This window comes from Sulfobacillus thermosulfidooxidans DSM 9293 (assembly GCF_900176145.1).
GTDB classification, from domain to species: domain Bacteria; phylum Bacillota; class Sulfobacillia; order Sulfobacillales; family Sulfobacillaceae; genus Sulfobacillus; species Sulfobacillus thermosulfidooxidans.
In genome coordinates, this window is record NZ_FWWY01000001.1 from 250,645 (window position 1) to 267,194 (window position 16,550).

At 52.7% G+C, this 16,550-nt stretch carries 15 protein-coding genes and 1 pseudogene; 7 read left to right on the plus strand and 9 right to left on the minus strand.

Annotation, left to right across the window (positions count from 1 at the left end; translation table 11 throughout):
• The first annotated feature begins 10 nt into the window (after positions 1-10).
• Both B8987_RS01465 and B8987_RS01470 read left to right on the plus strand, forming a co-directional pair.
• On the plus strand, positions 11-817 hold the full coding sequence (locus B8987_RS01465; RefSeq protein WP_242940608.1) for a 3'-5' exonuclease: 807 nt from the start codon (positions 11-13) through the stop codon (positions 815-817).
• A gap of 220 nt (positions 818-1,037) precedes the next feature.
• The gene (locus tag B8987_RS01470) at positions 1,038-3,383 is read left to right on the plus strand and encodes an ATP-dependent helicase (protein ID WP_084660804.1); all 2,346 of its coding nucleotides are present in this window, start codon (positions 1,038-1,040) and stop codon (positions 3,381-3,383) included.
• A 627-nt stretch (positions 3,384-4,010) separates the two neighbouring features.
• On the opposite strand, the gene B8987_RS01475 is transcribed toward B8987_RS01470, so the two are convergent.
• The gene (locus B8987_RS01475; RefSeq protein WP_084660805.1) at positions 4,011-4,571 is read right to left on the minus strand and encodes a hypothetical protein; all 561 of its coding nucleotides are present in this window, start codon (positions 4,569-4,571) and stop codon (positions 4,011-4,013) included.
• 301 nt (positions 4,572-4,872) lie between these two features.
• Here B8987_RS01475 and B8987_RS01480 point away from each other — a divergent pair, with 301 nt between their 5' ends.
• The 3 genes from B8987_RS01480 (at position 4,873) to B8987_RS01490 (ending at position 8,711) form a co-directional block, all read left to right on the plus strand.
• Positions 4,873-5,433: a hypothetical protein gene (locus B8987_RS01480; RefSeq protein WP_084660806.1), complete on the plus strand. Its 561-nt coding sequence runs from the start codon at positions 4,873-4,875 to the stop codon at positions 5,431-5,433.
• Between the two features lie 683 nt (positions 5,434-6,116).
• Positions 6,117-7,226, plus strand: a complete 1,110-nt coding sequence (locus B8987_RS01485) for a GerAB/ArcD/ProY family transporter (protein WP_084660807.1) — start codon at positions 6,117-6,119, stop codon at positions 7,224-7,226.
• Positions 7,227-7,757: 531 nt separating this feature from the next.
• On the plus strand, positions 7,758-8,711 hold the full coding sequence (locus tag B8987_RS01490; protein WP_084660808.1) for a hypothetical protein: 954 nt from the start codon (positions 7,758-7,760) through the stop codon (positions 8,709-8,711).
• Positions 8,712-8,986: 275 nt separating this feature from the next.
• On the opposite strand, the gene B8987_RS19555 is transcribed toward B8987_RS01490, so the two are convergent.
• The 8 genes and pseudogenes from B8987_RS19555 to B8987_RS01530 form a co-directional block, all read right to left on the minus strand.
• Positions 8,987-9,142 (minus strand): hypothetical protein, encoded by a 156-nt coding sequence (locus B8987_RS19555; RefSeq protein WP_176213132.1) that lies wholly within the window; start codon positions 9,140-9,142, stop codon positions 8,987-8,989.
• Between the two features lie 330 nt (positions 9,143-9,472).
• On the minus strand, positions 9,473-10,102 hold the full coding sequence (locus B8987_RS01495) for a hypothetical protein (RefSeq protein WP_084660809.1): 630 nt from the start codon (positions 10,100-10,102) through the stop codon (positions 9,473-9,475).
• On the minus strand, positions 10,093-10,842 hold the full coding sequence (locus B8987_RS01500) for a hypothetical protein (RefSeq protein ID WP_084660810.1): 750 nt from the start codon (positions 10,840-10,842) through the stop codon (positions 10,093-10,095). The genes B8987_RS01495 and B8987_RS01500 overlap by 10 nt, the downstream gene beginning before the upstream one ends.
• Before the next feature lie 157 nt (positions 10,843-10,999).
• Positions 11,000-11,428 carry a hypothetical protein gene (locus tag B8987_RS01505; protein ID WP_084660811.1) on the minus strand — a complete coding sequence of 143 codons (429 nt, stop codon included), beginning with the start codon at positions 11,426-11,428 and terminating at the stop codon, positions 11,000-11,002.
• 339 nt (positions 11,429-11,767) lie between these two features.
• Entirely contained in the window at positions 11,768-12,370 is a 603-nt protein-coding gene (locus B8987_RS01510) for a hypothetical protein (protein WP_084660812.1), read from the minus strand.
• Positions 12,363-12,584, minus strand: a complete 222-nt coding sequence (locus B8987_RS01515) for a hypothetical protein (protein ID WP_084660813.1) — start codon at positions 12,582-12,584, stop codon at positions 12,363-12,365. The genes B8987_RS01510 and B8987_RS01515 overlap by 8 nt, the downstream gene beginning before the upstream one ends.
• Before the next feature lie 331 nt (positions 12,585-12,915).
• Positions 12,916-13,091: pseudogene (locus B8987_RS20185) on the minus strand (IS1634 family transposase); the annotation flags it as partial.
• A 1,595-nt stretch (positions 13,092-14,686) separates the two neighbouring features.
• Positions 14,687-14,884, minus strand: coding sequence for a hypothetical protein (locus B8987_RS01530; RefSeq protein WP_084660816.1), 198 nt, complete (start codon positions 14,882-14,884; stop codon positions 14,687-14,689).
• 164 nt (positions 14,885-15,048) lie between these two features.
• Here B8987_RS01530 and B8987_RS01535 point away from each other — a divergent pair, with 164 nt between their 5' ends.
• Both B8987_RS01535 and B8987_RS01540 read left to right on the plus strand, forming a co-directional pair.
• The gene (locus tag B8987_RS01535; protein ID WP_084660817.1) at positions 15,049-15,429 is read left to right on the plus strand and encodes a hypothetical protein; all 381 of its coding nucleotides are present in this window, start codon (positions 15,049-15,051) and stop codon (positions 15,427-15,429) included.
• Positions 15,430-15,759: 330 nt separating this feature from the next.
• Positions 15,760-16,104, plus strand: coding sequence for a hypothetical protein (locus tag B8987_RS01540; RefSeq protein ID WP_084660818.1), 345 nt, complete (start codon positions 15,760-15,762; stop codon positions 16,102-16,104).
• Positions 16,105-16,550 lie beyond the last annotated feature (446 nt).

A 16,550-nucleotide genomic window follows, 5' to 3' on the forward strand; every position in this document is an offset into this window, starting at 1 on the left:
GATGACCTCCGTGGCGTTCACGACTCCCATCTTCGTCTTTGATTTGGAAACCATCCCGGACTGGACCCGTTTGCAGGCCGCCTCGCCCCCCAGCGAGGCACCTGGCGAGGCAGATGCCCCCGCATCGGCCCCTACTCGGATGCCCAAACCCGCTTTTCATCAAATTGTCGCCATTGCCGGCGCGTGGATTGCCCCCAATGGCGCGCTCCGCCAACTCCGGGCGCTAGGGGAACCTGTCTGGTCGGAAGCCGAACTCGTGCGCGAAGCCTTCCGGATCATTAGCGAAGGCCGGCCCCGGCTGGTGGGATGGAATTCGCACGGATTCGATCTGCCGGTCTTGGTCTATCGGGCCATGGTGCATGGCATCGCCGCGCCGCAGTTTTATGTCTGGGGCGAACCCTACCACGGCTATCGCAAACGCTTTGACGAAGACAATCATCTCGACTTGATGGATGTCTTGAGCTTTTATGGTTCCAGTCCCCGCTTGAGCCTCCATGAAATGGCGCGGGCCTTGGACATTCCCGGCAAACTGGACATGGATGGAAGCCAGGTCTGGGATCGGTATCAAGCGGGCGATCTCGCCGCGATTCGAACCTACTGTACCGCCGACGTCCTGACGACCGCGCTGGTCTTTGGGCGGTACGCCTATCACCGCGGCTGGTGGAGCCCAGAGCAGATGACCACCTGGGAAAATTCCGTCGCGGCATGGCTCGATGCGCAAACCGATCCGGTGTGGATTCGGTTCCAAGCGCAATGGCGCCCGATGACCGCGACCGTGATGGGGCGGGCCCCGTGGGATGCAGAGACCTCGGTCTGATTATCAGCGGACTCCGAAGCAAGGACAGTCATTCTCTTGGGAAGTCCTTGTCATCATTTCTCAAGGCTCTAGAGGCTCACGTTGCCGAGAGGCACTGGCCTCACCCTGTCAGATAAGAAGTGTGGTATAGCAATCGGTACGAAAAGCCTTATTTCGCCTCATAGGGGTGTTGAATCGATCCCTTCTACGGTAAGAAAAAATCCTGCTGGAGGTGTCCTGTATGTTAGATTCTGTGAAACCTTATTGGGAAACCTTCGAAGTACCTGTGGCATGGGACTCGTTTCGCGAACCTCATCCTGTATTTCCATCTGACGCGTGCAAGCATGTCAAATATTATTGCCCGGAATGTAGAGGCGCTGTGCAATTACGATCCGGCTCCAAGATCCGCCCTCATTTTTACCACGTTAATCCGAATGCCACGTGTTCTAGCGAAGGGATCATTCATCAGGCGGCCAAGGCGCTACTGCTGTATTGGATAAATTCGGGGCATCCCCTGCGCATTGCTTATCATTGCCCTCAGTGTCATCATGAAGGATCCTATTCCTTGCCTTTTCCAAATGGACTTACGGCTATCCAGGAATACCAAGTAGAGCCTTATCGCGGCGACGTTGTTTTAGTGGACACTCGCGGACATCCCCACGGCGATTTGGAAATTTTATCCTCGCATCCGGTTGATGACCAAAAAGCCACTTATCTGCCAGTCCCCTGGGCAGAATTTGAGGCCGAACTTATTTTAAAGTGCCCAACCGTTCTGTGGCCGATTCGATCAGGTGGTGGATGGCCTCAACCCACCGATTGTGACCATTGCCGCCCCCATTGGATTCCGATCGACCCTGCTGTCCGGATGATTCGCGCAAAGTGCCCACGTTTTAAGGCCCACGATGTTCACGAAACCATCTGTGCCAATTGTCGTTTTCATCAGCGTATCCATGAGGGGTCTGACGAAATCCCGCATGTGCATTGCTCGTTTTTACCAAGCGAAGCACACAAGTGGAAAGACGAAACAGCGAAAATGCTGCAAGAAATTCAGACCATTACCTATCGTCATCGGAATCACTGGAAGTGGTCGTATCATCGTGGGGAACGTGTACGTGGCAAGAACGCCCCAGAGGTGGTCGAGCTCACCAAAGAACAGCAGCAGATCATCGCTGCCACGGATTCCATCCTGCGTGTGACCGCCTATGCAGGCACTGGAAAGACGTTTACGCTTTCAGAAATGGTAAAAAATAAACCTCACTCTCAAATTCTTTATCTCGCGTTTAATAAGGCTATAATAAAACGGGCCGCTACCCAGATGCCAAAACATGTTACGCTAAAGACTATCCACTCCTTAGCCTATAATCAGTTTAAGAGAAGGAAGTTCAAGGTCGAGGAACTCACGGTACCTACGTTGCTACGAACCGTACGATTTGATTGGATAGAAAAAAACCTTCGCAATCATCACGCCCATGCCATCATTGATACCCTGCATCAATTTTGGGCGTCCGCCGAAAATGAGTTGACGTCTGCAATGTTACCAGATTACGCCAATGATACCACTGTGTTCGCCCCTGATCTTATTTTGCGAGATGCCCGTCGTATATGGGGCATCATGCAGGATGTGAATGACCACCGGATTCCCATCACCTATGACGGATATCTCAAGCAAATCGCTGTGAGGGCTCCAAAATTGCCATATGACATTATCATTGTCGATGAAGTCCAGGATATCACGCCAGCGGCCCTTCATTGGATTCTTCGCCAGAAACATGCTCAACAAGTGTACGTCGGCGATCCCTTTCAAGCCATTTATCAATTTCGCGGAGCCATTAACACTCTGAATCATATTCCCGTCACCCATACCTATACGTTAACGGAATCTTTTCGCTTTGGCTCGCACATTGCGGGACTAGCCTCCAAATGGATTACTAGCCCAGATGCGCCAGCGTTACCGATTGCGGGTCGGGGTCCAACTCTAAAGAGCCGGGAACCATGGCAAGAGGTGATTCTAGCCCGCACAAATTGGGGAGTTTTACGGATGGCATTGCAAATTATTTCCCAAAATCCCAGGGCACGATTAGTTTTTCAAGATGGGTTGGAGCGATATCGAATGAATGAGATTGCCAAAATATGGCGCATCTGGCGGTATGGACAACAAGAAATGACGTCTCTTGGCTTATTTAGCCGTTTTGAGTCTCTCAAGAAGACTGCCCACGATACACAGAACGTTCAATACATGCAATGGTGCGAAATTGTCGAAAGTCTTGGAAACCAGATACCACAGATTTTCCAGACGATTCGACAAGCCACCGTGTCAGGCGAGGGGTCATTTCTCCTCACCACCATTCACCGGGCCAAAGGTCTTGAGTTTCCCAAAGTCGTCCTCGGAGATGATTTGCCTGATATAGGCACGGTAACCATTGACGGAAATCCCTATTTAACCACATCCGCAGAGGAGCGAAACTTGTGGTACGTTGCCATTACCCGCGCTCAAGAACAACTGGTACTTCCGTCCCGCGAGGTCTATACTCAAATGTTTTCTGCCAAAGGATGGGCAATTCAGGATGCGGATTATATCCGTGGATAGCCGACCGACATATCTATTCTCCCTTCGTTATGTCGCGCTGTCAGTCAGCAATCATGTTCCAACATTCTGCGGTGACAATCTTTTAAGCATGGGGTGTCCAAGGTTTAGATTTCATCATGGCCTCCCGGGCCAAAGGCGGTGATTTCGATGTTCATCGGAGAATCGGCTTGCGCGATAGATGACACGGACCGATAGGTATTTAAGCTTAATATTGGGTGAACCTATGGAATTGATCGTGCAACGACTCGCCAACATTCTGGGGGTTGATAAGTAGCCCGTCTTGCCCGAACGGACAATCAGGCGCAAAGACCTTGCGGCTTATGACCCGTCGCGTGTCCCGGCGGATGATAAAAGACTTTGACCTGCCTATGCACCAAATCTAAAATGCGCGAACTTCTCCGACACAAATGCCTCCACGCGTGTATCCAAACCGCCAACTTCGCATGTAACAGCTTGTTCTCAGGCAAGCCTGTTGATCCGCAATCCGGAGCACCGGGACACGGATGGCCCAGCATACTTCTCTCATGAAGGCAGCAAACTCCAAAATGATCGACACCCCCGATCGTCAGGTCACGGTTTACCCGCTCACCGTTCGTGGTCCCGTACCCACGGGACTGAGTATCAATGTCATCCACCCTTTTTCTGCGGATTCTCCAGCGGAGGATTACTCTGCAGTGTGGAGTGGCCAAAGGCGGTGGTGTGAGTAGGATGGGATAACAGTTGGGTTTGTCGAGAAAAGACGCCCCGGGAGGCCATCGAATCGCCAGAGGTTTCAGCAGACATGGGTGTTGGTCCACGGGAGCCTTGCACGAATTCATGAAAGGCCTCATGCCCCGGATGCCGGGAGGCGGCCCATAAAAATAAGGCCCATGCCAAAGTGCGGAAGATCGAAGCTTGTGCACGATTTTGCGGGGATATCTGGAACACTAAACGCTGCCGTTGACGGATCGTCCACGTGCGACGCACAGGGATTGAGCCCGCTCGAGACATAATCCGCACCGCTTGGCGAAGTGCGGATCCCGCCAATACCGAAACTTGGATCTGTGTGGTTTCTCCCGGAATAAGCCGCAACATCAGTTCCTCAGCACGATCACTGCCTTGAAGGTGCCACCCATAGAGGTAGGAGTCGAGCATCTTAACCAGCGCCGATGACGAATCGGCATCAATCGCTATGCGAAATTCGTTCATTGTTCATTCCCCCGACTTATCCTATGTCACCCCTTTCGCAAAGGTTCCCCATCACGTACCATATAACCCGGTTTCTCGGATTTCTGCCAGGGACATCGCATCCTCATTCCCTTCTGAACAAGAGTGCTTCGTTCCGTGCAACAAGTCTCTCCGACGGTCGCCACCATGACGAATTTTTCAGTGAACAAACAGGGACATTTTACCAAAAACGGACATAGGATACCCCGAAATGAGTTCGCGGTGTGGACTCATTTTGTCAAAATCATACGGATTCTAGACGATGAAAGGGGGATCGTTCATTATGGCGACCATTACGCCGGGCCCGTGTCCCAGTACCGGATGTCCCGCACCGACAGAAATCGATTGCATCATTGTCGACAAGGTCTATGATTCCTGTACCCAAACAATCACTGCCACGCAGACATTTTTAGCGCCCACCGCTGGGTGTCCCATTTCGTCTTGTGCCCTGGATTTAGCCACCTCCACATGCACGGTGGGGGCCATCAGTCCGTCGGGAACGCCGAATTACAACAACATTACCTTTGTTATTGCCGCCAATTATTCGGTTACGTGTACCACCGGTGTCACCTTGCCGGAAACCGTTGACACCACACAGACCGTGACTCTCTACAATCCCAGCGGCACAACGCCTTCGTGCGTGATTTTGTCGGGGTCTTGCACGTGCGTCAATTTACCCAACGGCAACATCAGTTGTACCATTTCATTGTGCCTGCTGTTTCAAGTCACGGCCACAGTCCAGTTATTAGTGCCCACGTACGGATTTTGTCAACCGCCAACCTGTAGTGCTGTCGAGCCTATTCCGTGCCCATCGAGTCCATTGTTCCCGCCCCAAGCCCCTTAAATCCTCCGGGAAGCGCCCACTGATCTGGGCGCTTCATACTCTCTCTATCATGGTGAGCGACACACGCATAACGATCGCCTCAACCCATCTTGTGACGCACCCTGACCTCCCGTTCACCCCGATGTACGAATAAAAGACCCCCCGAGGGCAAACATAGTGTCATGAGGCACACAAACTACTCAGATCTATATGCTGCTGGCACCACCGTAGGTCAGGATGCCCCGTGTCCTGTGGCCCCATTGTGCCAAAGCTTGACCGAAGGGCGTGGGGGGCGTCCTTGTCCCGCGTCAATCACGTATTTGCGGGGGTGTCTACATCATGCTTGGATCTGAACAGTCGCTCCCTATTCTGTCACGGACGTCGCCACACGCCGATCACTCCGCGGCGGTCGGCGAGACGCAGTCGGTGAATCCAGGGGTCATGGTCCCATTCATGAGCTCGCCAACTTCTCCCATTCCCCGAAATCGGGCACCGATAGGTCACGTGGCCGTCAAGCGTATAACGATCTGGCACAATGGGCCGCAGGACGTCAGTCAGGAATGGAGGATGAGTGTGTTCAGAATGCCATGGAGGTGGACAGCAATCCATCAAAAATTTTCTTCGAACATCGTGACTGTTCCAGTGCATAGCCGTTTCACGATGCCCCACCTTAATCATCGGCTCAAAGAAGGAGTTTCGCGATAATGGAGCCGATAGAACCCATTGGGCGCGGTCAATTTTTTTTACTAACGGCGGTCTCCGTCGTGGCCGGGGGTGTTTATATTTGGCCACAAACCGTGATTAGTGATTCCGGACGGGATGCCGCGTGGGCCATTGCCATGTCGATTGCCACCGCCATGATTTTGGTTTGGTTACAGACCCTCTGGCCTCCCAACACGGTCGGGGCAACGGAACTCGGGCGCATGCACTCGTTATGGGGATTTTTTCGCTGGCCCGTGTTTATGGCCACCGCGTTCCTCTATGTGCTGCTCGACGGGGCCTTGCTGGCGCTTTTTAGTCAGCTCTTATCCATCGTCTTTTATCCCCGTACCCCTCGGCTCGCGTTCACGCTCAGTATCACCGTGCTCTGCATCTGGTTTGCCAGTAAATCGTTGACGCACTTGGCCCGCACCGTGCAATTTTGGTTTCCTCTCGTGATTGGGTCGTTTCTTCTCCTGACCCTGTTATCGTTAGGGAATCTACGCAATCCAATGGCCCTTCTTCCCTCCAGCCAGATTCAGCTGATCCCCATTGGTCGGGGATTTGTGGCAACCTGGTATCTGTGGATTCAAGGAGAACTCATCGTGACCGCCGGAGGTCATGTGCGCGGGGCCCCTTGGTCGGTCATCCGGCGATGGGCACTGGCCGCTATCCTGTTTCAAGGGCTCATAATCCTCCTGATTTACGTGTTGGTCATTGGGACCTTGGGTCCCAACGCCGCCGATACCCTTGAGTGGCCCTTGATTTATATTTTCTCGAATTTGACCGTACAAACAGTATTCATTAGTCGCCCTGGACTCCTCATCATGATTGCATGGGTCATCGCATTAATCCTGTATCTTGCGGTACATTTATGGGTCTTATCGAGTAACCTGCAAGAAGGCTGGCATCTCCGCAAACGTGATCGTCGCATCGTGATCGTCGTGGTTGCCGGACTGTGGCTTGTCATTGCCCATGTTTTGCCCACGCCCATTGTCGCCACGCATCTGGTCGTCCGAGCTATCGACCCCGTCGCCTTAACGGTGACCATATTCACCACGGTGACCGCCGTCGTACTAAGTCGTTGGCATCCCCGTCGTCAGCGAACCTCGTAAGGTCCCGTCATCCAAAGCGGTAGAAACGGAGACCACAGACCCGTTCGCGGTGTTCACCAATGACCGGCACGATGACTTCCAACCGTGGGTGATGAGGCGTCTCACTTTTTTCCGGTCACATTCCCCTTTTGGATCTCGCGGGGCGCTGTCGTCCGCTATACCGGTTACCCACAAAGGGTTCAAATCGGTTAAATCACGATACGCTAGCGAAATTCCCACACCCTTGGGATACCCTCGACACTTGAATAAGCGAACCATTCCACCACCGTGACGCCTTAACAACCGGCCCGCCCCTCACGGTGTATGCAAACCGACAGGCCACCGCATGGGACAACGTGTTGTCAGAAATGCGTTATAATACCCTTACTCGCAACCACCGATCCTACTAGGCGTATTTTCTGCGTTGCGGGGCCCTCTTCACGACGCGACTAAGAAGAGCTGCGTTCCGACACGATCATTGGAATGTGAGACGACGGATGGGTCGCAATATCGTCGTGACATGTTCTACGTACACGAAAGGAGTCCGTTAGGATGGATTGGACGTTTGATGCCACCGAAGTGCAATGGATGACCGAGCGCCTGACGCACTTTTGGGATCGTCGCCTCGTCGGGATTGCCCCCATAGGGTTTCCTGCCTATGGCCGTGTTTTTCACCCCGCCTATGCCGAGGACGGGACGCCAGTACGCTGGGCCACCGTGGCGGCCCAGCATGATCTGCCCATGACGGCCACGAGCGCGTTTGACCAATTATTGCTGCCCCACCATCTGCCCCCAGGGCGGGATGCGTGGCGAGGCAATCCGCCTCGCCCGGGGACCTTGGACACCCCACAGGCCGAGCACCTGATTGAGATCTTGCGGTGCTACACCAAAACCCCAGACGCTATCACCTTTGCGCTCTGGGACGGGTTGGGCTGGGATGGGGCCGTTCGTGTACGACTCGGTCATCCCCCGGAACCCGTGCCCGATCCAATTCCCCCGACGGTCCGTCAGGGACCACGCATGCGGATCCCTGGTCGAGATTATCTTGTCTATCGCGGCGCCGTGGAAGACGCCCTGCACTGGATACCGACCCATCATCAAACACCCCACTACTGGTGGCCCCAGGATCATGCGTGGGCTGTGGCGGGCGATGTCGATTTGCCGTGGAGTATCGTCGCGGGTGCCGCCGACTTGATTTCCCAGTTGGCCACCGATCCGATCCTCGAAGTCCTCCCCATTGCGGTCGATGCCGTGATGGATCCAGAGCCGGCCTGGGTGACCGCCGCCATCGCGCAGGCGGTAGACGATCTCCTCCATCACGGGACCGCCGCCATCGAGACGGTCCGGGGGCGGGCGGTGTTCCGACTGGATCCCAGCCGCTGTTGGTTAGATTCGGGTTTTGGCTCGCGCACCCGTTTACTTCCCGAAAGCCCCTCCAGACCCCTCGTCGACCAATTACGATCGGCTATACACCGCGGCATAGTGGCCCAGTTGAATCTTTATTAATCTGGGGAAGGCCACCGAGAGGAGCCCATGGGATACCGGCATGTTAGCGCGAACGAAATCCCCATTGTCCGAGGACGGACGGAAGCGATTGACAATCTTTCTGTGACAATTAATTTCACAATTTGACGACGATAAGCCCTCGGGTCAGTGACGCGTCAGCCAGGGATGCCCCCTGAGAACATGACGGGCGTGGGTGAGAGTCTCCTGAAAGCGGACAATCGGGCATGGTGGGCGACAATGCTTGACCCATAACCCGTTGGCCTTGTTTGTCCATATCACGCCCCGAGAGGCTCCAGGTCAACGCGCCATGACTGGTCTAAAATTAGAGGATTAAACCGGCCTCCCGGCGTTTTCCGGTGTCGCGATTGTACTACGGTCACGTGGGCCTGCCAGCGGTGTTTGGCGGGGAAGTCAGGACACAAATTGGGCATGGGATCATCCTGTGGCTTCCTGAGTATTAGCGATTTGTCAAATCTTTTACGGAAAAATCAAATGTTACAATGCCTTCCCTAAGGGTAACCCTCACTGCTCCAATCGTCATGCGACCAGACTTACGATCTAGCCACGCACATAGTATCGTATCATAAAGTAATACAGCTCATGCCAAAACACATATGCACCTAACAATGCCCCGAAGCCAGGCCCCTAACCCATGGGATGCATGGCGACGGTTAGACCCAAGCGACGTGGCTATCACAATGTATTATGAACTGCATCTAATAGCCTGAATCGTGACATCGCTTCCCCTTTCCTAGCGGTCGTCAATTACAAATTTGATAGAGTAACCAATGACCATTTTCATTGACAAAGTAATCCCAACTGATAGACCGGGGACCGTATCGACGAAGAGATTGGGTATAAGTAGTTCCTGGCAACCCACTAGCAATAACCCATGAATCGCGCCACACCCGCGTTCCATATCGGTCGCGAACGATCCAAGAAAATGGAGCGACAGACGCTGGCATACTGCGCACTTCCCAAAGACGCACCTGAGGGGTCTGCGGAGGGGCAGCTTGCCAGAGCCCTTTGTTCCATTCACGGCTTACCCATGAGCGATCCGCAGCCACCACTTGATTTTCTGCCTGGGCAAGGCTGTGTGCATGGATTAACGCGTTAATTGTTCTGAGAATCGCTCGCGTCGGATTTCCCTGAGGGGCTTGTATCCGGGCAAGATTCGGCCGATAGCGCGTCGTAGGAAGGGGATTCAGTTGTCGAGACGCTTCTGGATACCAGATTGGGTCAGGCATGCCCTCGCGAAACTGTCGCGGCACAGGTTCCGATCGCATCGTATAGTCACTGTGATAAGTGATCGTAGTTGTCCCACATCCTGCTAAAAATCCCCACAGTATCATTCCTGTCATCACGGTCCGCCGCGTCCGACTTAACGCCATAGAAACTTCATGCCTCCTGTGTCCGGATCAAACTGCCACAACGATCGATGACCATAGGTCAAGACGTCTTCGTGAAGGCGCATGGGGAATTGATCCCAATGTTCCGGCTGATCCACAATCTCTTGGGGTATGAGAATACGCAACCAATGCGTTGCAGGAAATTTGTAATACCAGACGGTGATCTGCAACCCCACAATAGGTTGTGATATGATCGCTACATCCTTTAATGCCGGGTCAGCGGAATCCGGAGACTCTCGTTGCAAGGAACCCCATCCCTGGGTTAATGCCTGGCGCAGTTCACGGCAGGCCGATGCCAATCCCGACGCGGTCTGGACCGATAATCCCTGACAATCACCCCAGGCGCGAGGCACCGGATAGGTCTCCATCGGTTGCTGGGCAAGAACCGTCGCATGCACCCACATGCCGCCCGTTCTTGGGTCGTAAAGCCATTGCCCTTGATGGGAGCTGGTATCGAGTTCGGCCCGGATCATGTCGACCCAGTCATCAAAGTCCTGATCGGCGTGCGCGATCACCATCGTTGATGGAAAGAAAAATGTAAGACGATGACTGGCGGGGAGCGTGTCATCTATCACTTGTACGCGGAGACCCGCATGTGGTACATCGGTCTCCTCAACAGCTTCACACTTATAGGGCGAACGCCGAAGAATCCACGGGGACGGCATCAAAGAAGGTTTCAACCGACGACTTAATTCTTCCACGGCACACGACAACGTCGCCATTCTTTGTCCTCCTACCTCAAGGTTTTGTCTTGTTTCCTTACCCTTATGGAGTGTTTCAAGGCTTTTCCCTTCGCCTCTTTTTCGAACGGTTTTTCTTCACCATCATCACATGAGCGAATCCTCCCAAGTTTCGCGAAATCAATGCCTGATCTGTCCGTCATTTCGCTTGACAGAGGATAGGAAAGACATGGGAGTCAGACGCAGTTACAGGGTCATTTCCCACGGAGAAGCGTCGCGCCGCATCGTTCCCCGCTTGAATCGTTGTGTGCGCCGCTGACGGTTGCCAGGTCCGAAGATAAGCGTCAAATTGAAGACACGCCGTCGCTTCCCACAGAGTCTTCCGCAAAAGGTGGGGTGGGACCCACTCAGCGTCCACCGGCTTGGAGGCCGCGGCTTTAAGCTGCCCCATTAACAAGTCCCCGGATTGGGTCACATCATATCCAGTGTGGACAGAGTATCCAATACCATCCGCATGGCTTGTAGTCCCACGCCTTAAACCCGGTGCGGCATTCCGGACAGTACCGACGTAATGACCCGGATCCCGGGCCGCCCCCGCATGCGCTCTTGATAACGATGCCCCAGGCATCTTTGACGGCCTTCTTGGTCGAGATCTTGTCGTTCAACTCCTTTAAACGGCAAATGCGGGGCTGAGGATCAACACCTCCGCTCTTGCGTACGGAGCCAACGGCGAACCCGACTCCATACGGGTTTAGTGAACTCCATCTCACTGCGCATAGCGTGGGATGGCCGCAACTACTCTATCCTGTCCATAACTATAATGCGGCTTCTCATGAATTCGGTTGTGGTATTGCCCCATCTGAGAGACTCTTTTGTGTTCAACCTTCCCAATCTCCCCACTTCATTACCGGATTCTAATTACCGGATTCTATCTAAGAGATTTGAGAGAGTCTGGTGTTTGCAAATGTTAGCCAGGACCGCCCCACACACAGTTATAGGGATTTGGGGAAGCTATCCAACCCGGCACTTGACCACTGTAACCGACTGCGTAGGCTGTCAAAACGCCTTGGGGTAGGCCATCTAGAAGAGATATCTTTCCCGCCGTTGTCGACGGATTAACCCCTACGACAATGGTAACATCTCGATATGGATCGCCGATCGGTAGGTTCGGGTTATAGTACCAGGCTTTGTAGTTTATATTATTATAAAACGGTTCGGCTTCTCCGTATTCTACAGTCTGAGCCACGATGCTGGTCGCGGTACTATGTTTATATAATACGTGCAGTAATCCGAAAGGTCCGACACCTGAACTCGCCTGATCCTGCCCTTGACGGTAAGGAACGTCTACGCCATTGCTACCGCGATAGTTTTGGAAGATATAAAATATTGAATTCGGCGGATAAGAATATCCTCCAGGCCCCGTGCGGATAACATTAGGTTGAGACGGAGAGGTCATCGTGGGAACGGAAGCAGCCAATGCACTTCCTGAAGCTAATACCCAAAGTACCGATGCACCCACAATACTAACTAAGCGATTTTGACGCCAATGGCGTAATCTCGTTCTATACATAATTGATTCTCCGAGGATGCATCATACTCGGTAACAAGGGGATGTGATCACGTTTCCATCTTGCGAGCGTAGCCTTTTTTTCCAATGTCACTTCGTTGTCCATCTGATAATGATTCAGCACGAGCCCGACCGCTCTTTTTCCACCCAACTTTCCTAATACTACTGTACCCGAATTTTTTAAGGAAGGCACTGCGGTCTTTTCTTTATTATTCACCTGTTCGTCTCCTCTCTATGTTTGATCACTCATTCCAGATAATTGTGAACATCACCAATAAAATTTTCAATCTGTCTATCTCTAATCTTTAAACAATATTTATCGACAAAATTCTTAGCCGCGAAAGAAAATATTTTTTCCATATTTCGTGCAAAACCGAATTTGTCGCGCTGTTCACGAAGTCTTGATTAGTAGACCACCCGCGAAACAACATCGAACCCTTCTACCATTTCGATAATCTTCCTTCTTGTCTGTTGAGGAATTGATGAAAGACACCGATTGGGATGATGTAACACCTCTTTCGCGTGTGGGCGATTGGTGATTTCACATTTTAACCGGGGCGTCGTTCGGGAATCTGCGTATAGATCGCGGCGGTGAACCCGGCCGCCACCAATATCGTAGACACCGTCCTCTCGTACAGAGGCGGGACGACAACAGTCGCGTCTAATCCTGCCCGCGGACCACCAGTAAAGGGCGGAGTTGGTGCTGGATTTCTTGGCCCGTAGGGGTTTCTCAAAAAGCACAAATTAAGGATGTCAATCGCGTCGACAAAACGTTGCCGGATCAACAAAAACTGCCTTTGTTGGTAAGATCGTCTTAACGAGAAGTATAATGCAAAAGGCGGTTTTTTGGGATTTTTTGGGATGGCGAATCAAACTGTGCCATGAGTGATGACGAGATTGCCAGAGCCGCAAGAGGTCTTGACCGATCGTCCTCGGGGTTTACACCCGTTTCGGCCCTACCGGAAGGACCCAGTATTGTTACCGATGGACTTTACTGATATGATTCCGCTCCACCATGGGGTTCGGGTCGCCAACGACGCGGTGAATCACCTGACCGATGCGATTTTTGAGCACGTTTTTCCGGGCGAACCCCCCCTGCCCTCTCATCCCAAGCTCATGGCCAATACGCGTATACCCAACGTGTGTCCTCCTCTCGCCCAATTGCCAAAGCCGTCCGCGAGCAGATTCCCTGTCTGGGGTTAACCGGCCGCCAAACTCCGCATTTTTGGACCATCAATCGCTGTCGAGGCGAGCGGATGAAGGTCATCGTTCCTAAAAGTCGAACCAGAGCCATGAACGCGAATCCTGTAAAGCCAGCAAGCGTGTAGGATACGAGTCCTAAAGCCATATAACTAAACCAATCCCCAGTACCAGAAGTGGCTTTCGCCACCAGGATTTAGCAAGTGTCTCGACGAATCGCGTAATTTTTCCTCAAAGCATCCATATTATGGCATTATCACACTAACGTGAAGCCATGACAGGTTCTGCAATGGTAATTAGGCGGCGGCTTGAATAAGAAATTTATGGAACACAGCGTAATAGATCCCCTTGCGGGTCTTCTAGACAGTTGGACGCCTGCCGCGATGGCTTGCCACTATCTTCGCAAACAGTACCGCATGATCTGAATTCATCGCCCGTCACTGTCGGCCTATGGCTTCTCATTGCCCATGTTTTGTCCCCACCCATTGTCGCCACGCATCTGGTCGTGCGAGTTATCGACCCCGTCGCCTTAACGATGACCGTTTTCACCACGGTGTGCTCATGGCATGGGATCCCCCAGAAATTTAAGAGAAGCCGTTTCCATTCATGCCCTGCCCCCCACTTCTGCGTTCCCTCAATCGCCATGTCCTCAAGAAAGTTTTCGGTGATAATGGCTTCGGCACTCCAGAGTTCTGGTCTCCCGGCGGCCAAGGCATGGTCCAGACGAACGTTCTAGCCGGATCCACCTGTTCCTGCCGAAACGCGATACAAATGGCAGGTCCCACGGCTGAGACACTCACAACATCAAATTGGGGAAGGCCCGGTCGCCCCCGCTGGGGAAATCCGCAACTGTTCACGCACCACCGCACAGACGCCGAGTGCCAATGATTCCTTATCCTGCATTGCTGGCCTCCTATTGCGACGTATTGACCCAGTTCGGCACGGTGCTCTAGACCCGCTAAGCCCTATGGTGCAAAACGCTGTGATAAAACCCATCTCATTTCCGATAGGTGCGACATTGCAAGATTCACAAGCGAGAACCTGTTGATCAATTTGACCGTTTGTACCTACATAGTACTCATAAAGATAACGACCACCATTTGGTTGCTCGATACCGTTTTAATTAATCTCAATGTCGTTGACGACCGTCCCCAGCCAGACGTTGTGCTTATTGTAAACGTGCTCATATCCAAAGCCCTTGCCTGCCGACGTATTATAGCCCTGGCGTGTCCATACTACTTGCCCACTGCCATCTGGAGCTGTTGCCATACAGGAATAAATGGCATTCGACCCAGAATAGATGGTGTTTGGCGGCATGATGACCCTCCCGGGCCCACAACCATTTGTGGCGACATCATAGTGACCTGGGGCTGGCAACAAGAAGGCGGGATTTTCAATGACTAGCCGGACTGGCCCCTGATAACGAAGATATTATAATAACATGGAGCGAATATTCCAACAGTGGAAAGAGGGATCGCACGATGAATCAGGACGAGAGGAAAACGAAGCTCTTTTGGTATCATGAGGAAGACGGCGGGAATAGCATGAGCGACTATTTCCATACCTATAATTTGATGGATAATGCCAAGATTTTTATGGGCTACCTTGATGAAATGGTTGATACTTTTTTTGAAAGATGGCCTGAAGGAGAGTCGTATTGGCTTCCTTTGGTGCAGACCCTGCAATTTAATGAGATTCAAGTCCCCAAACACCTGGAGGCTGATTTTGCTGGGGTTGACTACCAGGAATTCTTAACCCAAATAAATTATAGTGTGGGAGAACTACGCAAATCCTGTGAGCTATTTCTAGGGTCCCCTTTTAGGTTTCCTAAACTGCAAGTAAAAAGGTTTGAGGAACATTAGACCGCGTGCTCGGCGTCCTCCGTCACGCGAATCGAGGGAGCCCATAGGCCGCCAGGGCTTTCAACTGTCGCAGCGCTCCAATGAGACGCTCATGCAAGATGACATCTGCATAGAACATGCGCTCCGCTCTGGGCTTCCTCTAGGTTGCTGCCGTACAGCGCCATTGTCTAAGGAGAATTTGCAAGATGTGCTATGCCCGATCTTATATCCCGACAATCCGGGACTCGTAGCAAGCAATCACACGTTTCACACCTTCCTCATCGGGGGCGGACCAGTGGAGTATCTGGTCCCGGACGGTCACATTGTGACGGAGTGGAGTCGGCTAGTGGATTGAAGACAGCCGTAGACCACCGACTGGTTCGTTGGCATTCAGTTCACCCTAGCGGAAACCGGCAAGCCGACATGACGCCCCGATATAGTTATTTCCCTCAACGGTCGCCCATTGCGGTCTTTAAATTGAAAAATTCTGCGAACGCGCAAGCTACAACCGATCAAACCGTCCATGATTTGCAGACCTATAATGCCAAATATCCCGCTCTTTTTACCTATAATGAACTTTTGATGCTTCGGATGGCATCGTCGCCCGGTGTGGCTCGCTCACGGTATCGCATGACGGAGGGAAGTATTTGGGAATTGAATAGTGGGCCACATATGGCGAAGCCTACGCGGCGATAATGCAATGGATTGCCTTTTATAACCCAGATCGGCTGCATGGGAGCTGAGAATTTTGGTCCCCGGCGACGATGCGACAACGAGTCGCTGGAGGGCAAGCGACCGGGATGCCCGTCAAAGTGTAGAAAAGCTAGCGACTTTTGCACTGGGGGACAGGGGCGAGGTGACGCCCTGGCCCCTGTCCCCCAGTCCCAGCCCGTAGGGCTGATAGGATGTCCCAATGCGTATCCGCGTGAAAGAGATCGCAAATGTCCAAATTTGAAGAGCAGAATCGAACTGGGACCTGACGGATAGTATGGCGCTGCTGAAGAGTCCGTCATCGCCGGTACCATTGCCCTCAGTTCCTGCTGGCTATGGGGACCCGCGCAGACCTTTAACGTGCTCACCACGGCCGTCCTCTTTGGACTCGTAACGACGCATACCTTTATGAATTTTGTTCGGATGCGACT

What these genes read in the sequence shown, in the direction of transcription:
- B8987_RS01470 (WP_084660804.1), top strand. Translation starts at nt 1,038, where the DNA reads ATGTTAGATTCTGTGAAACCTTATTGGGAAACCTTCGAAGTACCTGTG.
- B8987_RS01475 (WP_084660805.1), bottom strand. Translation starts at nt 4,571, where the DNA reads ATGAACGAATTTCGCATAGCGATTGATGCCGATTCGTCATCGGCGCTG.
- B8987_RS01480 (WP_084660806.1), top strand. Translation starts at nt 4,873, where the DNA reads ATGGCGACCATTACGCCGGGCCCGTGTCCCAGTACCGGATGTCCCGCA.
- B8987_RS01485 (WP_084660807.1), top strand. Translation starts at nt 6,117, where the DNA reads ATGGAGCCGATAGAACCCATTGGGCGCGGTCAATTTTTTTTACTAACG.
- B8987_RS01490 (WP_084660808.1), top strand. Translation starts at nt 7,758, where the DNA reads ATGGATTGGACGTTTGATGCCACCGAAGTGCAATGGATGACCGAGCGC.
- B8987_RS19555 (WP_176213132.1), bottom strand. Translation starts at nt 9,142, where the DNA reads ATGCCCAATTTGTGTCCTGACTTCCCCGCCAAACACCGCTGGCAGGCC.
- B8987_RS01495 (WP_084660809.1), bottom strand. Translation starts at nt 10,102, where the DNA reads ATGGCGTTAAGTCGGACGCGGCGGACCGTGATGACAGGAATGATACTG.
- B8987_RS01500 (WP_084660810.1), bottom strand. Translation starts at nt 10,842, where the DNA reads ATGGCGACGTTGTCGTGTGCCGTGGAAGAATTAAGTCGTCGGTTGAAA.
- B8987_RS01505 (WP_084660811.1), bottom strand. Translation starts at nt 11,428, where the DNA reads ATGCCTGGGGCATCGTTATCAAGAGCGCATGCGGGGGCGGCCCGGGAT.
- B8987_RS01510 (WP_084660812.1), bottom strand. Translation starts at nt 12,370, where the DNA reads ATGTATAGAACGAGATTACGCCATTGGCGTCAAAATCGCTTAGTTAGT.
- B8987_RS01530 (WP_084660816.1), bottom strand. Translation starts at nt 14,884, where the DNA reads ATGCCGCCAAACACCATCTATTCTGGGTCGAATGCCATTTATTCCTGT.
- B8987_RS01535 (WP_084660817.1), top strand. Translation starts at nt 15,049, where the DNA reads ATGAATCAGGACGAGAGGAAAACGAAGCTCTTTTGGTATCATGAGGAA.